Below are 18,644 nucleotides of genomic sequence, written 5' to 3'. Positions count from 1 at the left end.
GTTAGCCGTTAACGTTAACACTCAGTCTCGGGCGGAACAAGCTTAAGGCTTATTGCTTAGGCTTACTGCTTAGCCGGATTGATAGGATAGGATTGAGTGCCGAGAACGGCCCCCTCATCCAGACTCTTGCCGTAATAGCCTTGATGCTGGTGATAGCGCTTGCTCAGCTCCATCACCTTATCGCCTTCCAGTCGCGGGTCCTGTGGTCGCTCATGGGAGACCACAAAGGCTGCCACGTCCCAGGCCTCCTGATGAGAAAGCTGCACACTCTTACCCAGAGGCATATTCTCATAGATGAAATTGGCCGCCGTGTTGACCCTGTGCATGCCCGCTCCCCAGTTAAAGCTGTTCGGTCCCCACAACGGCGGCAGGCTATAGACACCGCCCATGGCTAGCCCTTCACCTTTTTCACCGTGGCAGGACTGGCAGTGGGCCCGATAGACCTGCTCGCCGCGTGCAGGCGAATAAGCCTGCTCGGGTTTAGGGATGGCGGGGAAGCCTCTGCCCGGCAGCTTGGCGCGCTCATCTAGGCTAGTCGCCTTGGCGATCGCCTCGGGCAAGACAAAATCCTCCCGCTTGCCGCCTTTGAGCAGCTCGGCATCACTCAGCTCAGGCACGGCGCCTGTCACGCCATACTTATCCATCAGGCCCCCCATGGCTAACCAGTAGGAGTAGGCCGACAGCGCCACCAGAGGTTCGCTGCCCGACTCGGGCGCCTTGCCATTCATCGAATAGGTGAAACAACCCTGGATCCGCTCCTGATAGCTGTTCACTTTATCGTTCTTCTTGCGATAGGCAGGATAGGCCAGATAGGCAGCCCACAAGGGAGAGGCATTGGCCCTGCGCCCGGCATCCATGTGGCAGTTGACGCAGTTCAGCTCGTTGCCCACATATTGGCCCCTAAGCTGTTGGGTATTAACGAATAGTTGATAGCCCAGGCGTACCTTGTCGCCGAAGGCACCTTCGGGGATGCTGGCAAGGGAGCGCATCTTAAGATAATCCGCATCCTGCGCTGGCGCCGCCAGTTTCAGCTCAGCCTGCTTATCGGGTAAGTCACCCGCCTGTACGTTATTGCCAAGGGCACACAAAAGTAGGCCGCTGAGTGTCATTAGATTCCTGTTCATATCCGCCTCCCTACTTCAACGTGGCAAAATAGTCGGCCAGGGCCGCTATCTCATCTTGGCTCAACTTGCTGGCGATATTGCCCATCATGTTATCAATATCCCCCTTACGCGTGCCCGACTGCCAGGCCATCAGCTGTGTCTTAAGATAGCTGGCCTGCTGCCCCGCCAGACGCGGGAACTGGCCTCCACCTATCCCCGAGGGGCCATGGCAAGAGACACAGGCCGGCAGGGTGCGCTGCCAGTCCCCTTGATAGACCAAGGTTTCCGCCGCGCTCTGGTAGCTAGTCTGGCTACCGCGTAAGGCTAGGGAAAAGGCTGGCAGTGGCTGAGCGGCAAAGTAATCTGCCACCTGATTGATGGCCTCTCCCTGCACCGTCATCGCCATGGGTGTCATGCTGGGATTTTGTCTGTCGCCTTGCTGAAACAGGTGGATCTGCTTGGCAATATATTCGGAAGAGAGTCCGGCGATACGCGGCGCGATAGGCTCTATCCCCATCCCGGTCGGGCCATGACAACTGCCACACAGGGCGGCGGCCGGTGGCATCTCGTTGGCGGCCATCGCCTGACTACTCAGGAAAAGCGCTGTTACTCCGATAAGCATTCTATACATATCAACCTCCTTATTGGCTGTGGTCAATCATAGAAGAAAAACCACACTAGGACTATTGATAATAGGTATAAAAAAGCCCCACCTATCGAGGCGGGGCTAGAAGTCTATTCTGGTTAACGAAGTGCTATTTACCGGGTCTTACGCCAAGGGTATGGCAGATGGCATAGGTTAATTCGGCGCGGTTCAGGGTATAGAAGTGGAAGTCTTTCACCCCTTCACGAGACAACACCTTGACCATGTCGATGGCCACGTTGGCCCCTACCATCTGGCGGGTCGACGGGTCATCGTCGAGCCCCTCAAACTGCTTATGCAGCCAGCTTGGGATAGACACATTGGTCATGCCGGCGAAGCGTTTCAGCTGAGTAAAGTTGGTCACAGGCAGAATGCCCGGCACTATCTCCACGTCGATACCGGCGGCCACGCAGCGGTCTCTGAATCTCAGGTAAGATTCCACATCGAAGAAGAACTGGGTGATGGCGCGGTTGGCGCCCGCGTCTATCTTCTTCTTAAGATTAATCAGATCCGCCTGGGCATTGGGCGCATCTGGGTGCACCTCAGGATAGGCCGCCACCGAGATATCGAAGTCGGCCACAGACTTAAGCAGGCGCACCAGGTCGTTGGCAAAACGGGTCGGCTTAGGGCTGCCCGCGGGTAGATCGCCACGTAGCGCAACGATGTCACGTATACCCGAGTTCCAGTAGTGCTTCGCCAGCTCGACCAGCTCTTCATCGCTGGCATCGACCAGGGTCAGATGGGGCGCCGCCACCAGATCTGTCTCCTTCTGAATACGCTCGATCACCCCATGGGTACGATCGCGCACGCCAGAATTAGCACCATAGGTTACCGAGACAAACTTAGGCTTAAGCGGCTCCAGGCGTCTGATGGAGTTCCACAGAATGGTTTCCATCTCGGGGGTGGCCGGTGGGAAAAACTCAAATGACACATTGATATCACCATTAAGCTCAGACAAGCTTTGATTCAATGAATTGGCGTGTTGTGCGTGATGAAAAGCCATCTTAATTCCCTCAGACCTAGAGCAAAAAATATTTTAGACGTTTGGACGTCTATATGTCCATATACTAGAGAAACTCAGAGTGATGTCAAGCCCAAAAACTGACTCAATAAAAAACAATCTGTTTATAAGATAGTCCGAAAGTGAAACGGCAGGCACAGGCAGGCCTATCTCACCAATTCATCCGGCGAAATGTACTGAAAGAGAGATATAAAGAAGAAGAGAAAAAGCTATAAAAAAGGCCGATGCACGCATCGACCCTTTAAATTACTCTTGCAGGAGATCCCGGCAGATCTGCGCCAGATCCGACTGCACCGCGGCAGCCGTCACCTCGCGCCCGGCGCCCGGGCCACGTATGATCAGCGGATTGTCCTGATAGAAATCGCTGCGAATGACGAAGACATTATCGCCCGGCGTCAAATTGGCATACGGGTGGCTCCTATCGACCCACTGGATTCCCACCTTGGCCTTGAGTTGGCCCTGGTCTGAATCCAATGACGCCACATACCTGAGCACCTTGTTCTGCTCGGCCGCTGCCTGATACTGCTGCAACATCTCGCCATCGAGCTCCGCCATACGCTTGATGAAATCATCCAGCGGGATCTCGGCCAGCTTAGTCGGCACCAGAGACTCCAGCTCGATATCGTCCAGCTCTATGTCGTAACCTATCTCACGGGCCAAGATCAGCAACTTGCGCTGCATGTCCCGGCCGGAGAGGTCGTCGCGGGGATCCGGCTCGGTAATACCCAGCCCCTTAGCCTCCAGCACCAGCTCGGAGAAGGGCTTCTTGGCATCATAGTGCTCGAACAACCAGCACAGGGTGCCGGAGAAGATGCCGCCGACCGCCTCTATGCTGTCACCGCTGTTATGCAGATCGTTCAGCGCATGTTGCACCGGCAGGCCCGCACCACAGCTGGCGTTATAACGCCAGAACAGACGACGATTGCCCAGCTGCTGTTTCAGCTCTTGATAGAAGGCCAGCGGCCCAGAACCCGCCAGCTTGTTGGCGCTGACGATATGAATGCCGCGGGCAAAAAACTCTGGATATTGCAGGGTGAGATCGGCGCTGGCGCTGATGTCCAGGGCGATCAACTCATCGCAATTTAACGCCTGTAACTGCTCGAACAGATGGGTGTACTGCCAGCCGGTACCGCGCTCCTCGAAGGCCTGCTGCCAGCTGCTTAAGTCAATATCTGTCTCGCTCAGCAGCGCCTTCTTGGAACTCAAGAGTCCCACCAACTCGACGCTGACCTCAAGCTCCTTATTGAGCACGGGGCGGGCACGCTTGAAGAGATCGATCCAGGCTTCGCCTATGTTGCCTATGCCCAGCAGCAGGACACCGATACGCTTGCGCGGACCGGCGCAGCGTCTGTGCACCTTCTGGGTCAACAGGTTTACCTGCGCCTTAGGCACCAGAGTCACCAGACTCAAGCCATCGTTACACAGAGGATGGGCCTCACGGCTCAACAGACGCGAGAAGCCGCGGCGGTAGAGGCTGGCATCGGCGCTTACCAGGGCCACCAGGCCGAGATCGTCACGCAGCTGTAACTCATCGATTCCCAGCTCGCTGCGCCTGGCCTCGAAGATGGCCTGTGCCTGCTTCTGATTCTCATGGGTAAAGGCCAGCTCGGCACGGCCATGAGCCAGCGACCAGTAGGCCAGCGGCGTCAGGCCAGCCTGGGCAAAACAGGCCAGCAGCTGCGGCAACTCGACCCCTATGGTCAGGCTAAACAGACTGACGCTGGAGAGGCTGGTCACCACAGGGGCACTGGCCGACGAGCTCTTAGGGGCGATCAGGGTAAAATCTGTATGGGGTGCGTAGCTTGAACGCACCGCCAGGCTAACTTCGGTATCGAACAAGGGCTGCAGAGTGCGGTTATGCAGCACCGGAGAGCCAAGGTGCGCCAGGCGATTCGCCTCGGTGAGCGACATACTCTTAAGCAACTTGGCATCGTTAATTCGGTTAGGATCGGCGTTAAATACGCCTTCCACATCCGTCCAGATGGTGACGCGTTCGATATCCGCCAGGCTAGCCAGCAAGGTGGCGCTAAAATCTGAGCCGTTACGGCCCAGCAGCAGGGTGTCGCCCTGCTCGTTGGCGCAGATAAAACCGGTGATCACCAGACGCTCCTGGGGATGGGCCTCGAGCAGCGCCTGCACCTTCTGGCGTGACTCGCCCAGGCGGATCTGCGGTACGGCGCCTTCATCGGCGACCAGTAGAGTTCGGGCATCGACATCGGTCGCCGCCACGCCAGACTCGCGCAGCAGCGCCGCCAGTAGACGGGAAGACCAGCGCTCGCCGAAACTCACCACCTGATTACGTTGATAGTCGTTGAGCTCATCAAGCGACAACAGGCTGGTCAGCTGCGACTTGTCGGTGGCCAGTCGCTCTCTCAGGCTGCGCGCCTGCTCGTTGGAGAGCAGCTGCTCGATCAGGTTCTGCTGGTAACTCACCAGCACCTGTAACTCTTCCTGCCACAGCTGATCTGTGTCGCACAGCTCCAGTAGGCGATATAGGAAATTGGTACTCTTGCCCGCGGCCGACACCACGATAAGATCATCGCTGTGGCCATGGGTCAGTAAAATGTGGGCGACGCGGCGGTAACAATCTGCATCCGCTAAACTAGAACCACCAAACTTATGCAAATGACATCGTGTCATTATCTGCTCCTCAAACCCTTTAACTACTTACCGCGATAGCCGCTTCTAAACCCGCAAGAATATCTGCCACCAGATCCTCGCCATCTTCTATGCCCACTGACAAACGGATCAGGGTATCTTTCACGCCCGCCTCACGGCGCACCTCTGGGTCCATGGCTCTGTGGGTCATGGTCGCGGGGACCGCCACCAGACTCTCTACGCCTCCCAGACTCTCGGCTACCGAGAAGTATTGTAACGCATCTAAAAAGGCAACGAGTGCCGATTCGCCACCTTTTAGCTCAAAACTCAGCATAGCGCCGAAGCCCTTCTGCTGTCTGGCCGCAATTTCATGGCCAGGATGCTCGGCAAGCCCCGGATAATACACTTTTTCCACCGCCTTGTGGTCACAAAGCAGTGCCAATACCTTCTGAGCGTTGGCTTGGTGTTCACGAATGCGCACCGCCAGGGTTCTCAGCCCCCTTAGGGTCAGGTAGCTGTCGAAGGCCGACCCGGTCAGACCAAGGGTGTTCGACCACCAGTGCAACAACTCGCCCACCTCAGGGTCTTTGGCCACCACGGCGCCGCCCACCACATCGCTGTGGCCATTGATATATTTAGTGGTCGAGTGCACCACGATATCGGCCCCCAGCAACAGCGGCTGTTGTAACACAGGAGAGAGGAAGGTGTTGTCCACCACCACCTGAGCGCCCACCTTGTGACTCGCCTGGGCGATGGCCTCGATATCGACCACACGTAGCAGCGGGTTAGAGGGGGTCTCCAGCCACACCATCTTGGGTGACTGGCTCAGCGCCTGCTCAAGCGCACGCTCGTCGGTTTGATCCACCACCAAGAGTTTAAAGGCGCCCTTCTTGGCCAGGTTGGTGAAGAGGCGATAGCTGCCGCCATAGCAATCGTGAGGCACCACCAGCAGATCCTCTGGGCCCAGCAGGCTAGTCACCAGTGTGATGGCGGCCATACCGGTACAGGTCACCACACCGGTCGCCCCTTGTTCCAGTTCGGCAATCGCATCACCTAGAATGGAGCGGGTCGGATTACCTGAGCGGCTGTAATCGAATGCCCGCGGCTGTTGATGCCCTTCAAACGAGTAGTTTGTCGACAGATAGATAGGCGGCACCACGGCACCGTGCTGAGTGTCTGACTCTATGCCTCGTCGTACGGCGGCGGTGGCTAGTTTACGCGCTGTCATCTTCAACTCCTCAATATGGATCTGGGCAGGCACCTCGGACAAAAGAGATGTCTGGACGTCTAAATGTACCTAAGCCGGTAGTGAGCGTCAACAACTTTTGGACGTTTAGACGTCCAAACATTTAGAAATCTATTTGCATTTGCCAAAAATTCGAGGCAATAATTTGACTGTAATTTGTAAGGGTTTAAAATCTGCACCGAATTTTAGAATTTACAGGTGAGTCAATGACTGAGTGGAATGGCGATTATATCAGCCCCTATGCTGAACATGGTAAGAAGAATGAGCAGGTAAAGAAGATCACTGTCTCTATTCCTCTTAAGGTGCTTAAGGTGTTAACCGACGAGCGCACCCGGCGCCAGGTCAACAACTTGCGTCACGCCACTAACAGCGAGCTGCTGTGCGAGGCTTTCCTGCACGCCTACACCGGTCAACCACTCCCCCAAGACGATGACCTGTCTAAAGACAAGCCAGATAGCATCCCAGCCGAAGTCAAACGTCTGATGACCGAGATGGGCATAGAGTGGGAAGAGATGGAGTAATCCACTCACACACGAATCGATAGAGGGATCGCTAGGCGGTCCCTCTTTTAGTTTTCAACCTTAGCCTGGAACATTGCAGTGCCTGCACTTCCGCTCGATCCCCATATTCTGGCGCTAGCCTCGCTTATCGTCTTCGTCGGCGCCCTCACCCAGAGCCTGATCGGTTTCGGCATGGCGGTCGTCGCCGCGCCCCTGCTCTACCTTATCGAGCCGTCACTTGTGCCAGCGCCCGTGATCCTGATGGGCTTCTCTATCGCCCTGCTGACCCTGATCCGTGAGCGTGGCGCCCTGGAATTCAACGGCCTGCAATATGCCTTGCTGGGACGCATCCCCGGCGGACTGATTGGCGCCGGCCTACTCATGGTCGCCCCCCAGGACGTGCTCGGCATGACCATCGCCATTATCGTTGCCATCGCCGTACTGCTAAGCCTGATGCGGCTCAACCTGGTGGTCAACCGCCGCAGCCTGTTTATCGCTGGGGTGATCTCGGGGATCTTCGGCAACATCGCCGCCATCGGAGGACCGCCGCTGGCCATACTGCTCTCGGGTAAAGATGCCAAGCAGTTTCGCGCGGCTCTGTCGGCCTTCTTCATCTTCAGCTCCACTATCGCCATAGTGATCCTGGGGCTTACGGGGCTGCTGACCCTGCATCACTTCTACTGCTCGGCGCTGCTGCTCCCCTCTGTGCTGCTGGGTTACCTGATGGCCAATCGCCTGGTGGGACGCATAGACAAGAACAAGACCCGCATCATGACGCTGGTGCTCTGTAGCCTGAGCGCCATCTTGCTGGCCGCCAAGTCCTTAAGTGCCCTGCTCTAACACCTAGGCTCAAGAGAAGGCCGGCATCACAGCCGGCCTTTTCATTCTTAGAGAAACATACTCCTAGAAATGATAGGAAGTCTGAATCACCCCGCCCACGGCGTCATCTGTGCCCACCAGGCCGGTCAGGTCCAGATTAAAGGAGCGTCCTATGGTAAAGCCTGTGCCTAGGGTATAGAGGTTGCTGCTAGTATCTTTCATATCGTGGCGATAGCCGACACGCAGGGCCAGCCAATCGGTCGCCCTCATTTCACCGCCCAGGCGCCAATACTGGGTCTCGCCTATCTCATCGAAACGCTTATGACCATTGAGATCCACATCAGTCGTCAGGCTGAAGTTATCCCAATCATAGGCCACACCTAAGGTATAGAGGGCCTCGACACGGTAGGTAAATTTGCGCCCCATCGCCTCGACGGTGTCCAGCTTCTGGCTCACCAGGTTACGTCCCGACAGGCCTATGGTCATGCGTTCGAGTGGCTGAATGGCCACGCCGATATCCAGGTTTGCCACGGTATCGTCGTTGCGGTACTTGTTGTCGTCGAAATCATCGGCATCGAAGTTGTTGGCACTCACCACATAGTTATAGGTGTCGATACGCTGCAGCTTGGGAGAGATACCCACGGCGATCGGCATGTTGACGATCGACAGCGGGAAGCTGAGGGCCACACCAAGATCAGAGATGGCACCGGCCACCACGGCCCCCTGCGAATCCAGATCGGTAACCGCAGGCGGATTGTTAGGGTCGAGATTGGTCAGGGCGTCTATGTCGCTATCCTCGATCACCGCCACGCTCACCGCATCGATATAGGTCTTGTAAAAGATCGACATAGGCATGCGCTTGGTCGGTAGAACCACGGAAAAACCTAGCCCCACGCTGCCATAGGCATTTTCACCATCGAGGGACTTAAGATCTGCGACCAGCATATCGCGGTAATTGGTGATCCCAGTGACGTCGCTGGCATTGATGGCCGCCTCCAGACCGTCATAGGAGGCCTGCAGGGCGTCGAATTTGTCGGTCAGATTATCAATATTGGCAGCCTCGGCGCCCAGCACGGGCAACATCACGGCGCCGCCGGAATACTTGGGGGCATGAATGGCTAACAGAGCGGGGTTGATAAAGGCGGCACCTTCGCGGTTAGAGGCCGCGACCCCGGTTCCGCCCATGGCATCACTACGGGCCTCGTTGTAGAGGGAGGCGGCAGATGCCAGTGAGGCACTACCAGACAATAACACTGCGATGACCAAGCTAAGGTATTTCATCTCATTCACCCCGTTCATTATTTTTGTTCTCGCTCGGGAATCTACCCGAGTCGTCTTTAAAGATAGACTAAGACGACTAAAAAGTGCTCTCAAAACAGCTCGATCAGACACTTTTTTTTAAATCAATTTGTCGCCCCTTCCCATTGCCAGAGAAACCTGCCGATTCAGTTAACCGCCCTACCCGCCAAAACAGGCCCATTTGCAATACAAAAACAAGCAAAAATACCTATTTAGAGAGAGCTGAAATAATAAAGTGTGATCTAACTAGGTGGTTTCTCCCCGAGAGCAAGATCACAAGACAGCAAAACATTAAAAACAAAAACCATTAAATTTCATTGAATTACACCTTATCCATTAGATTTTTATCCATGATATTTTTATCAATTAGATTTTTTTCATGAAGGTGATCAACATCAAATTTACAACTACCCCCTTTTGGTAAATTTTCCAACAAGAAACAAGCATTTTGTTTCAGGTTAATAAATCGCTCAGAGTAGCGATTAAGGAAAATGATGATGAAAAACGTTGCCAAAATAGCTACATGCTTACTCCTCGCCTTCACCGTAGGCGGACAAGTCTACGCCGTCGACGGTGGTAACCCTAAGAAAGGGAAACACCTTTATAAAAAAGAGTGCAAAGCCTGCCACAGCAAGGGCGATGCCGCCGGTGAACTCACGCCCATGAGCAAGACCATGAGCCAGTGGGATCGCTTCTTCAAGCGCGACATGCACAGCGCCCAACCAGACGTATTTAAAAAGCTCTCCGACAAAGAACGCCTTGATATCCAGCAGTTCTTATACGACCACGCGGCCGACTCAGATCAGCCACAGACTTGCGGTTAACCACAGCTTTCGAAATCGAAGCGCTCATTCACCGCTCCCGATGAGCGCCTAAGGAGAGATTCACATGCGTACTCTACTGTCTATATTGATCGCTAACGCCCTGGCTATGTCAGGCTCAGTCTATGCCGCCGATAGCGATGCGCAAAAAATAGCCGAACTTAAACAACAACTTGCCGATCTCACCGAAGAGATTGACATTATCAACAGCCGCGTCGATAAGAACGAGCGCCACACCGCTCTCGACCGATTAGAGATCACTGGCGATTTCCGTACCAAGGCCCATTCATTGCATTACCAAAATGTCACCTGGAACCCTGCAATCAAGGTGGACTTCAACGATTTTGGTGCTAAAGCCATGTCTGGTGCCTTTGGTATGCCTAATGATCCCAACTCCCCCCTGGGACAGATGATGGCAGCCAACCCGGATCTTGCCGCCGCCTTCCAGAGCGGCATGCTACAAGGCGTGATGCCTTACGTGCTGGCCCCCAAGACCACCCAAGATATCAACAACGACATCTTCTACACCACGCGTCTGCGACTCAACCTCAAGGCCAAGGTGTGGGATAACGTCAGCTTCGCCGGCCGTCTCAGCATGTATAAAAACTGGGGTGACTCTACCGGCGTGCAGGTGTTCGACTCATGGCGCTCCTTCACCATGGATGGCACCAACAGTGGTAACACTAGCGGCGACTGGCTCAGGGTCGAACGCGCCTACTTCGACTGGAAGAACATAGGTGGCAGCAACACCTACCTCTCTATCGGTCGTCGTCCATCTACCTATGGCCCACCAACCCAATATCGTGAAAACGAGAAACGCGGCGGTACGCCATCGGGTCACCTGGTTAACTTCAACTTCGATGGTCTAACTCTGGGTTACAAGCTGGGTGAGATCACCGGCATCGAAGGTCAGGTAGTTCGTTTCTGTTATGGCCAGGGCTTCGAGTCACAGTGGGGCAATGGTGAGATGTTTGGCGATATAGTCACCAAAGACACCCACCTGGGCGGCTTTAACATAGATGCCATCAACGACGGTAACCACTTCCTGCAGTTCACTCTTTTTGGCGCCAAAGATATCAACGATGGCTTCAAGGGCACCATGGCCTTCCCAACACAGCTAGCGGGAATCTTTGCCCCCACCATGTATCAGGACATGCAGAAGTTCAGCAACTTCAACTTCCAGACCCGAGTACAGCCTAGCGGCGTGATCGGCGACATGTACCTGGGTGGCATCGGTTACGCCTACGAGAGCGATGAAGACTTCAAGGTCTTCGCCTCTTTCGGTTGGACCCGCGCCGAAGGCAACGGTAATGCCGGTATGTTTGGTGGCATGCTCAGCGATGCGGTATTCGAAGCACAGCTCAATGCCGACGGCAGCGAGATCATCATGATGCCAAGCGCCGCCGACGACAATGACACCAAAGATGGCTATGGCATCTATGTGGGCATTCAGATCCCTGCGCCTTACGGCAAGTTCGGCCTCGAGTATAACTATGGCTCCAAGTACTGGACCCCATTTACTCAGGCACAAGACGATCCTATTGGCAGCAAGCTGGCTACACGCGGTCATGTGGCCGAGGCCTACTATATGTTTGATATCAACCCAAGAATGTTTATCAAACTCGCCGGTCTCTACTACGACTACGAATACACCGGCAGCGGCACCCCTGTGGGCGCACCGCAGAAGGTGGATGACGTGATCGCTGGCTCTGCCTTCTCTATGTTGCCAGTAGTCGATACCGCCTATGACATCAATGCCTCACTCGTCGTCAACTTCTAACTAAGCTATCTCCCCCGGCCTAGGCCGGGGGTAGGGAACAGACCATGAAACACACACTTTCTCTCACGGCGATCTTTGCCGCCGGAGTCTTCGGCCTCGCCAGTCTAGGCGCGGCAGCCGAAAACCCGCACAAAGAAGCCATTCAGGGACCCTTTACTCAGGGCTCTCAGGTGACCGAGCAGTGCATCGAATGCCATGAAGATCACGCCAAAGACTTTATGAAGTCTTCTCACTGGACCTGGGAACTGGAGCAGAAGCTGCCCGGGCGCACAGTTAAACGGGGTAAGAAAAACGCCATCAACAACTTCTGTACTTCTATCGCCGGCAACGAGCCTAGATGTACCAGCTGTCACGCAGGCTATGGCTGGAAAGACAACAACTTCGACTTTAGCGACATGACCAAGGTTGACTGCCTGGTATGTCACGACACCACAGGTACCTATGTTAAAGACCCTGCCGGTGCCGGCGAGGCCCTGGCTAAGGTCAACCTGGAACGGGTGGCACAAAATGTCGGCATGCCGGTACGTGACAACTGTGGCTCTTGCCACTTCTACGGTGGCGGCGGCGACGCGGTGAAGCATGGGGATCTCGACTCCTCCATGGCCTATCCCGACAAGGCCACCGACGTGCACATGGACAGCGATGGCAATGACTTCCAGTGCCAGACCTGTCACACCACACAGCAACACCAGATCACAGGTAATGCCATGGGCGTATCGCCAGGCGGTGAGAACGATATCGGCTGTGAAAACTGCCACGATAGCGCGCCACACGCCAACAAGCGCCTCAACACCCATACGGCCAGTGTCGCCTGTCAGACCTGTCACATTCCATTCTTCGCCCGTAACGAACCCACCAAGATGAGCTGGGACTGGTCGACCGCGGGTAGCGATCAAGAGGAAACCGTGGACGAGTATGGCAAGCACACCTTCATGAAGAAGAAAGGCAGCTTCGTCTGGGGCAAGATGGTCAAGCCTGAGTACGCCTGGTACAACGGCAAGGCCGATGCCTACATGGTGGGTGACAAGATGGATCCATCCAAGGTCACTAAGTTGACTTCGCCACTGGGTGATATCACAGACAAGACCGCCAAGATCTACCCATTCAAGGTGCATCGCGGCAAGCAGATCTACGACAAGAAACAGAACATCTTCGTTACCGCCAAGGTCTATGGCAAGGGCGGCTACTGGAAAGAGTTCGACTGGGATAAGGCCGCCAAGCTTGGCATGGAGGCTAACCAGGCACTGGCCCAGCAAGGCATCAAGTACAGTGGTGAGCATGGCTTTGCCGAAACCGAGATGTGGTGGCGCATTAACCACATGGTTTCGCCAAAAGACCAGGCGCTCAAGTGTAACGACTGCCACAACAAGGGCACGCGTTTAGATTGGCAAGCCTTAGGTTACGACGGCGACCCAATGAAGAACAAGAAAGGCGCTAAACACGCCAAGTAATTTGTAATCCCCTTTCGTCATCTCCCTGCAGCAAAGAGGTCTGGTTCACCAGGCCTCTTTTTTTGCCCATCGAACTCACCCATTTAGTAAACCAATCCACCAGGCTGCCAATCCGCTCAAAATAATGACGAGGCAAGCTTTGCAGCTAAATCAAAAGTATAGAAATTTGTCTTATATCTAACCCTTGTCTTAGCTGCTAGCTTTAGTCCTAGCAACATTGAACTACACTCTTGTTTAATCACCAATTATTCCAAGGGACGGCATAGATGGTTAAAACCTTTCGTTTGCTCGCACAGAATCAGTCGTTCAACGAACTGCTCCTCACCTCTGTGTTTATCAATCTGCTTTCACTCGCCCTGCCTTTCACCATGTTACAGATCTACGATCGTATCTTGCCCAACGAGGCACACGGGACGGCAACGGTTCTTGTGATTGGAGTCGCTATCGCCATCCTGTTGGAGCTGATACTCAGGTACGCCCGTAGCTGGCTGCTGGGCGCTTCGGCAGCCAACTATGAGCTGCACACCATCACCCGGGTGGTGAAACGTCTCCTCAATGCCGATTACCACCACATAGAGAATCTCGGCGCGGGCAAGATCTCCCACGGCATCCACAGCATAGCGGCCATGCGCGACATCTACTCCGGCCAGGCGGCCGTGGCGCTGATGGATTTCCCCTTCGTGATCATCTTCCTCGCCCTGGTGGCCTACATAGGCGGGCCGCTGGTGTTTATCCCCTTAGTCGTCTGGCTGATCGCCGGCGTGAGGGTGTGGCAGCTGGGGCAGAAACTCTCTCTTGCCACTAAGGAGCTAAGCCTGAGCCAGGATGAACGTACCCGCCTCTTGATGCTGGTGCTCTCAGGGCTCACTACCACCAAGGCGATGGCCCTCGAGTCCCGCATGACCTACGCCTATAAGAAGATCAATCATCAGCGCCTCGCCCAGCAGGAGGAGGTCGACTGGCTGTCGGCGAAACTACAGGAGCTGATCCAGGGCACCGCCCAGGCCACCACCCTGTGCCTGGTGATGATAGGCTGTTTCGAGGTGCTCAACGGTAACCTCACCACAGGTGGCTTGGCGGCCTGCTCCATCCTAGCTGGTCGCGCCGTCGCCCCCTTAAGCGCCATCGGCAGCCTGAGAGCCAAATATGTCAGCGCCAAGGAGGCGATGGATCAGGTCAATGCTTTGATCGCGACGCCTCAGGAGACCTTTAACGGCCAGACCCGCTATCAACAAAAACTGCCCCTCGGCCCCATTCGCTTCGAGGGTGTCAGCGCCGAGAAGACCAGCGCCCGGCTCGACAACATCAGCCTCACCATCCCCGCAGGCGCCATCGCCACCGTCACCTCCAACCCCATGACCCATGCCAGCCTGCTGCTGAGCACCATAGGGGCCTATCACCAACTGGATAGTGGACAGATCGCCATCGCGGGTGTGCCGCAGCAGGATCACGACGGCTTCGAGTACCGTCAATCCATCTGCTATGTTCCCCCTTGGGCCAGCCTCTTCAGCGGCTCCATCTTGGATAACATGACGCTATTTCGCCGCGAGCGTGAGGCCAGCGCCATGCTGATCGCCGACCAACTCGGCCTATCGGCCACCCTGGCGCAGCTGCCGGCGGGTTATCAGACCCAGGTGGGCAGCAATGAGAATCAGGTGCTCAACAAGGGCGCAATCAAGCTGATCGCCCTGGTACGGGCCCTGGCGCAGTCCCCCTCCATCCTGCTGCTGGATGAGCCTATGGTTTCACTGGATGCCGACTCCCAGGCCCGCCTGCTACAGGTGTTAATGGAGCGACGCGGGCAGATGACGGTTGTCATCGCCTCCTATTTCGATGAGGTCGCGGCGCTGAGCGACATGCAGATCGCACTCGGCGAGCAGGGCGAGCTGGCCAGCCAAGGTCAAGGTCAAGGTCAAGGTCAAGGAGGAGCGCGCTAATGAGTCAGCACCTGGATCCAATACATCTGCCCAAGTCGCAGCTGATCGCCCTGTTCCATCAGCTGGGCCTTAGCGTGCAGGCCAGCAACATAGACAAGAGCGATCTCCACGACAGGCTCACCCATCTCGAAGCCTATATTCTGCTGAAGAAGCATTATGTGGGCATCAAGGTGCAGGCACTGGATGCTAACCTCCTGGTCCACAGCGTCTACCCTTTCATCTTGCTACCACAGGATGGCGAACCTATGGTGGCAAGGCGCAGCAACCACAGTTTTCAATACTTAAGCCAAGATAATCAATGGCTCACACTCGACAAGCTGCCGAGCACCGGCCATATGTTTCTGGTGGAGAGCCTACCGGCCCAGAGCCGAAGCAGCAGCGTGTTTGCCTCCCATCTCGCCAAGCTCAGGCCCTGGTATCGCCCCATCTTCTGGCTGAGTCTGCTATCCAGCCTGAGTGGCCTCGCCATTCCCCTCTTTACCATGGCGGTGTACGACAGGGTCATCGGCGGTCAGGCGCCGCAGATCCTACCCAGCATAGCTCTAGGTGCGGCCCTGGCCTTGGGAATTTTTGTCGCCAGTCGACTGCTTAGGGCACAGGCGCTGGCCAATGTTAGCAATCGCTTCGCAAGGGATCTTTCCGGCATTACCTTCAACCGCCTGCTGAGCATGCCCCTTAGCCTGCTCTCACGTGTCGGCCTCTCCAGCCATATCGCTAGGATGCGCAACGCCGAGAAGGTACGCAGCCTGGTGGCCGGCCCTGGCGGAGGCGGCCTCATCGATCTGCCCTTTACCCTCATCGCTCTGGTCGCCATTACCCTATTGAGTGGTGTTTTGGTGCTGGTGCCGCTATGCATGTTGCTGCTCTTCTATCTGGTGATGAAGGCGCTGGACAAATTTACCCAGGCCGCCGCACCCACCATCAGCGGCGAATATCAGAACAGCCTGAACGAGCTCTCGACTCACCTGCTACCGCTTAAGAGCGCCGGCGAGAGTGGTGCCTGGTACGAGCAATTTATGCGCCGCGCCCGGGAAAATTGTCGGCAGAACTTTCTCTACAGCAAACGTGCGGGACTCAACGCGGCGGTGGCCCATGCCATGGGGCTGTTTGCCGCCCTAGCCACAGTGTTTACCGGCATCTTCCTGGTGCTCAACCAGAGCATCACCCCGGGAGCGCTGATCGCCTGCGTCATGTTGATCTGGCGGATCACAGGCCCGGCGCAGCTGGCCTTCGCCTCGCGGCAGAAATTTACCCTGCTCAAGGGCGCCGTCGATCAGTTCGACCGTTTCATGGGCGTGACCACAGAGTTCAATGAGCTCAGGCTCGACTCGCCAAATCTCAACCAGACACCAACGCTCTCCTTTAAGCATGTGACCCTGAGATACAGCGCCGATAGCGAGCCCGCCCTCTCCGGTGTCACCCTCGACATCGAAGCCGGCGAGACGGTGGCCATCATAGGCCCCAACGGCAGCGGCAAGACCTCGCTGCTGCTCACCGCCATAGGAGTTATCGAGCCCCAGGCCGGCTTCGTCACCGTCAACGGCAAAAACCTGAAACAGTTCGACCCTGAGATCTTCCGTCAGTGGGCCGCCTACAGCCCCACCAACAGCGAGATCTTACCCGGCACCCTGGCGGACAACCTGCGCCTGGCCAAGCCAGAGGCCAGCGACGAAGAGCTTAAGCAGGCCCTCACGGATGCCGGCGGCGCCTCGCTACTGCAGGCGCTGAAACAGAACATAGATGCCAACCTATTCTCCCGCGGCACCAGCATGTTCTCGGCGGTAGAAAGCAGCTATATCAGCCTGGCAAGGGCCCTGTTGAAAGGCTCCCCCCTGCTGGTGATGGATGAGCCGATAGCCAATCGCAATCCCTTTGCCAGACAGGCCTTTATCCAGACCCTCAGGCATCTCAAGGGCAAGACCACCATCCTATTCACCACTCACGATCAGGCACTGATTCAACAGGCCGACAAGGTGGTGATCCTCGACAAGGGCACTGTGGTCTACGCAGGTCCGCTGCCTAACCAAGACAGTGTGACGACACAAGGTGCAACCAACCAGGACTCAACCCCCAGCATGGAGGCCTCACAAAATGAATGACAGCCAACTCACTCAGCGTTCATGGCCTGAACACGAATTTACCGAGGCCGTCGAGGCGCCCGCCGAGAAGCGCGCCATTCGCCGCATCACCTTCTTTATCGCCACGGCCGTCTTCATTCTGCTGATCTGGTCTATCTTCACCAACATAGAGGAGATCGCCAAGGCCAAAGGCCAGGTGGTGCCTCTGGGTCACAGGCAGGTGATCCAGAGCCAGACCGGCGGCACCCTGGCATCGATCGCCGTCGCCGAGGGAGATCTGGTCCAGAAGGGCGACCTTATCGCTAACTTTGTCGCCACCGACAGCCAGGCGCTGAAGGAGGAGCTACAAAGCAAGCAGGCCAACCTGGAGCTGAAGATAGAGAGATACACCGCCTTCCTCGAGGAGCGCGAGCCCGACTTCAACGCCTATCAGCTAGGCTTCCCCGCCCTGGTGGCTCAGCACATCAACGCCCTGGCACGTATGAATCAGGAGAAGCAGGCGATCATCGCCCTGTCCGAATCTGATGTGGCCAAGTCTGAGGCTGAGCTGGCCAGTGTCGAGCAGGAGATCACCCCGCTCAAGGATCAGATCCGCTCGGTAGAACAGACCCTCAAGATGATGAACTCGGTCAAGGAGCAACAGGCAGTTTCTAAGCTTAGAATGCTGGAGTCACAACAGAAGCTCGACGCCTATATCCGTGAGCTCAAGGTGCTGGAGGGGCGTCGCAGCGTGCTGCAACGCAACATAGACAATCAAGAGAAACAACTGGCCCAGAAGCAGGCGAGCCTCTTCAACGAGGTGGGTGAGAAACGCACCGACGCCCAGGCCGAACTGCTGGGCATAGTTGCCCGGCTCAAATCCTCTGACTCCCTGGTGCAGCAGAACCGGGTCACCTCACCTGTAGATGGCATCATTCAATCTATCCCCAACAACTCGGCGGGTAGCGTGATCCAGCCAGGCGGTACCGTGGCGGTGATAGTCCCTACCACACCCACTGCGCTGCTAGAGGCCAAACTGTCCCCAAGAGACATAGGCTTCGTCACCGTCGGGCAGAAGGCCCGCATCAAGATAGATGCCTTCGACTACAGCCGCTACGGCGCCATCGATGGGCTGGTGAAGAAGATCTCCCCCAGCACGGACGCCGACGAGAAGGGTGGCGTCTTCTACAAGGTACAGATCGCCATAGACAAGCCCTACTTCGGCGACCAACCCGACAAGCTGGCGTTGATCCCCGGCATGACGGGAGAAGCCGACATAGTGACAGGCGACAAGACAGTCTTCCAATACCTGTGGAAGCCCGTTTTTACCAATGTGACCGAAGCCTTTGGTGAACGTTAGGAGAACGCC

14 protein-coding genes are annotated in these 18,644 nt (G+C 56.0%); 8 read left to right on the top strand and 6 right to left on the bottom strand.

The features are described 5' to 3' along the window. Positions 1–62: 62 nt before the first annotated feature. The 5 genes from K0J45_RS02670 to metB form a co-directional block, all read right to left on the bottom strand. Entirely contained in the window at positions 63–1,124 is a 1,062-nt protein-coding gene (locus K0J45_RS02670) for a c-type cytochrome (protein WP_434086949.1), read from the bottom strand. 10 nt (positions 1,125–1,134) lie between these two features. After that, complete coding sequence (locus K0J45_RS02665; RefSeq protein ID WP_220044140.1) at positions 1,135–1,734, bottom strand: c-type cytochrome; 600 nt, start codon at positions 1,732–1,734, stop codon at positions 1,135–1,137. Positions 1,735–1,858: 124 nt separating this feature from the next. Then, positions 1,859–2,749 (bottom strand): methylenetetrahydrofolate reductase, encoded by an 891-nt coding sequence (gene metF / locus K0J45_RS02660; protein WP_011864328.1) that lies wholly within the window; start codon positions 2,747–2,749, stop codon positions 1,859–1,861. 264 nt (positions 2,750–3,013) lie between these two features. Then, positions 3,014–5,407: a bifunctional aspartate kinase/homoserine dehydrogenase II gene (locus K0J45_RS02655; protein WP_220044139.1), complete on the bottom strand. Its 2,394-nt coding sequence runs from the start codon at positions 5,405–5,407 to the stop codon at positions 3,014–3,016. A 19-nt stretch (positions 5,408–5,426) separates the two neighbouring features. Next, positions 5,427–6,593, bottom strand: coding sequence for a cystathionine gamma-synthase (gene metB, locus K0J45_RS02650; RefSeq protein ID WP_220044138.1), 1,167 nt, complete (start codon positions 6,591–6,593; stop codon positions 5,427–5,429). A gap of 224 nt (positions 6,594–6,817) precedes the next feature. Between metB and metJ the strand changes: the two genes are divergently transcribed. Beyond that, positions 6,818–7,132, top strand: a complete 315-nt coding sequence (metJ, locus tag K0J45_RS02645) for a met regulon transcriptional regulator MetJ (protein ID WP_011864325.1) — start codon at positions 6,818–6,820, stop codon at positions 7,130–7,132. Positions 7,133–7,210: 78 nt separating this feature from the next. Next, on the top strand, positions 7,211–7,951 hold the full coding sequence (locus tag K0J45_RS02640) for a sulfite exporter TauE/SafE family protein (RefSeq protein ID WP_011864324.1): 741 nt from the start codon (positions 7,211–7,213) through the stop codon (positions 7,949–7,951). A gap of 63 nt (positions 7,952–8,014) precedes the next feature. On the opposite strand, the gene K0J45_RS02635 is transcribed toward K0J45_RS02640, so the two are convergent. Continuing rightward, on the bottom strand, positions 8,015–9,211 hold the full coding sequence (locus tag K0J45_RS02635; RefSeq protein ID WP_220044137.1) for a conjugal transfer protein TraF: 1,197 nt from the start codon (positions 9,209–9,211) through the stop codon (positions 8,015–8,017). A 512-nt stretch (positions 9,212–9,723) separates the two neighbouring features. On the opposite strand from K0J45_RS02635, the gene K0J45_RS02630 reads away from it, so the two are divergent. The 6 genes from K0J45_RS02630 (at position 9,724) to K0J45_RS02605 (ending at position 18,635) form a co-directional block, all read left to right on the top strand. Further along, positions 9,724–10,053 carry a c-type cytochrome gene (locus K0J45_RS02630; protein WP_220045201.1) on the top strand — a complete coding sequence of 110 codons (330 nt, stop codon included), beginning with the start codon at positions 9,724–9,726 and terminating at the stop codon, positions 10,051–10,053. Between the two features lie 64 nt (positions 10,054–10,117). Next, positions 10,118–11,830 (top strand): DUF3373 domain-containing protein, encoded by a 1,713-nt coding sequence (locus tag K0J45_RS02625; protein WP_220044136.1) that lies wholly within the window; start codon positions 10,118–10,120, stop codon positions 11,828–11,830. A gap of 44 nt (positions 11,831–11,874) precedes the next feature. Next, positions 11,875–13,281: a tetrathionate reductase family octaheme c-type cytochrome gene (locus tag K0J45_RS02620; RefSeq protein WP_220044135.1), complete on the top strand. Its 1,407-nt coding sequence runs from the start codon at positions 11,875–11,877 to the stop codon at positions 13,279–13,281. Between the two features lie 266 nt (positions 13,282–13,547). Then, the gene (locus K0J45_RS02615; RefSeq protein WP_220044134.1) at positions 13,548–15,218 is read left to right on the top strand and encodes an ABC transporter transmembrane domain-containing protein; all 1,671 of its coding nucleotides are present in this window, start codon (positions 13,548–13,550) and stop codon (positions 15,216–15,218) included. After that, the gene (locus K0J45_RS02610) at positions 15,218–17,317 is read left to right on the top strand and encodes a peptidase domain-containing ABC transporter (RefSeq protein WP_220044133.1); all 2,100 of its coding nucleotides are present in this window, start codon (positions 15,218–15,220) and stop codon (positions 17,315–17,317) included. The genes K0J45_RS02615 and K0J45_RS02610 overlap by 1 nt, the downstream gene beginning before the upstream one ends. Next, on the top strand, positions 17,310–18,635 hold the full coding sequence (locus K0J45_RS02605) for an HlyD family type I secretion periplasmic adaptor subunit (protein WP_011864317.1): 1,326 nt from the start codon (positions 17,310–17,312) through the stop codon (positions 18,633–18,635). The genes K0J45_RS02610 and K0J45_RS02605 overlap by 8 nt, the downstream gene beginning before the upstream one ends. Positions 18,636–18,644 lie beyond the last annotated feature (9 nt).

This window comes from Shewanella alkalitolerans, assembly GCF_019457575.1.
Taxonomy (GTDB): domain Bacteria; phylum Pseudomonadota; class Gammaproteobacteria; order Enterobacterales; family Shewanellaceae; genus Shewanella; species Shewanella loihica.
This window is presented reverse-complemented; position numbering and strand designations above follow the sequence as displayed.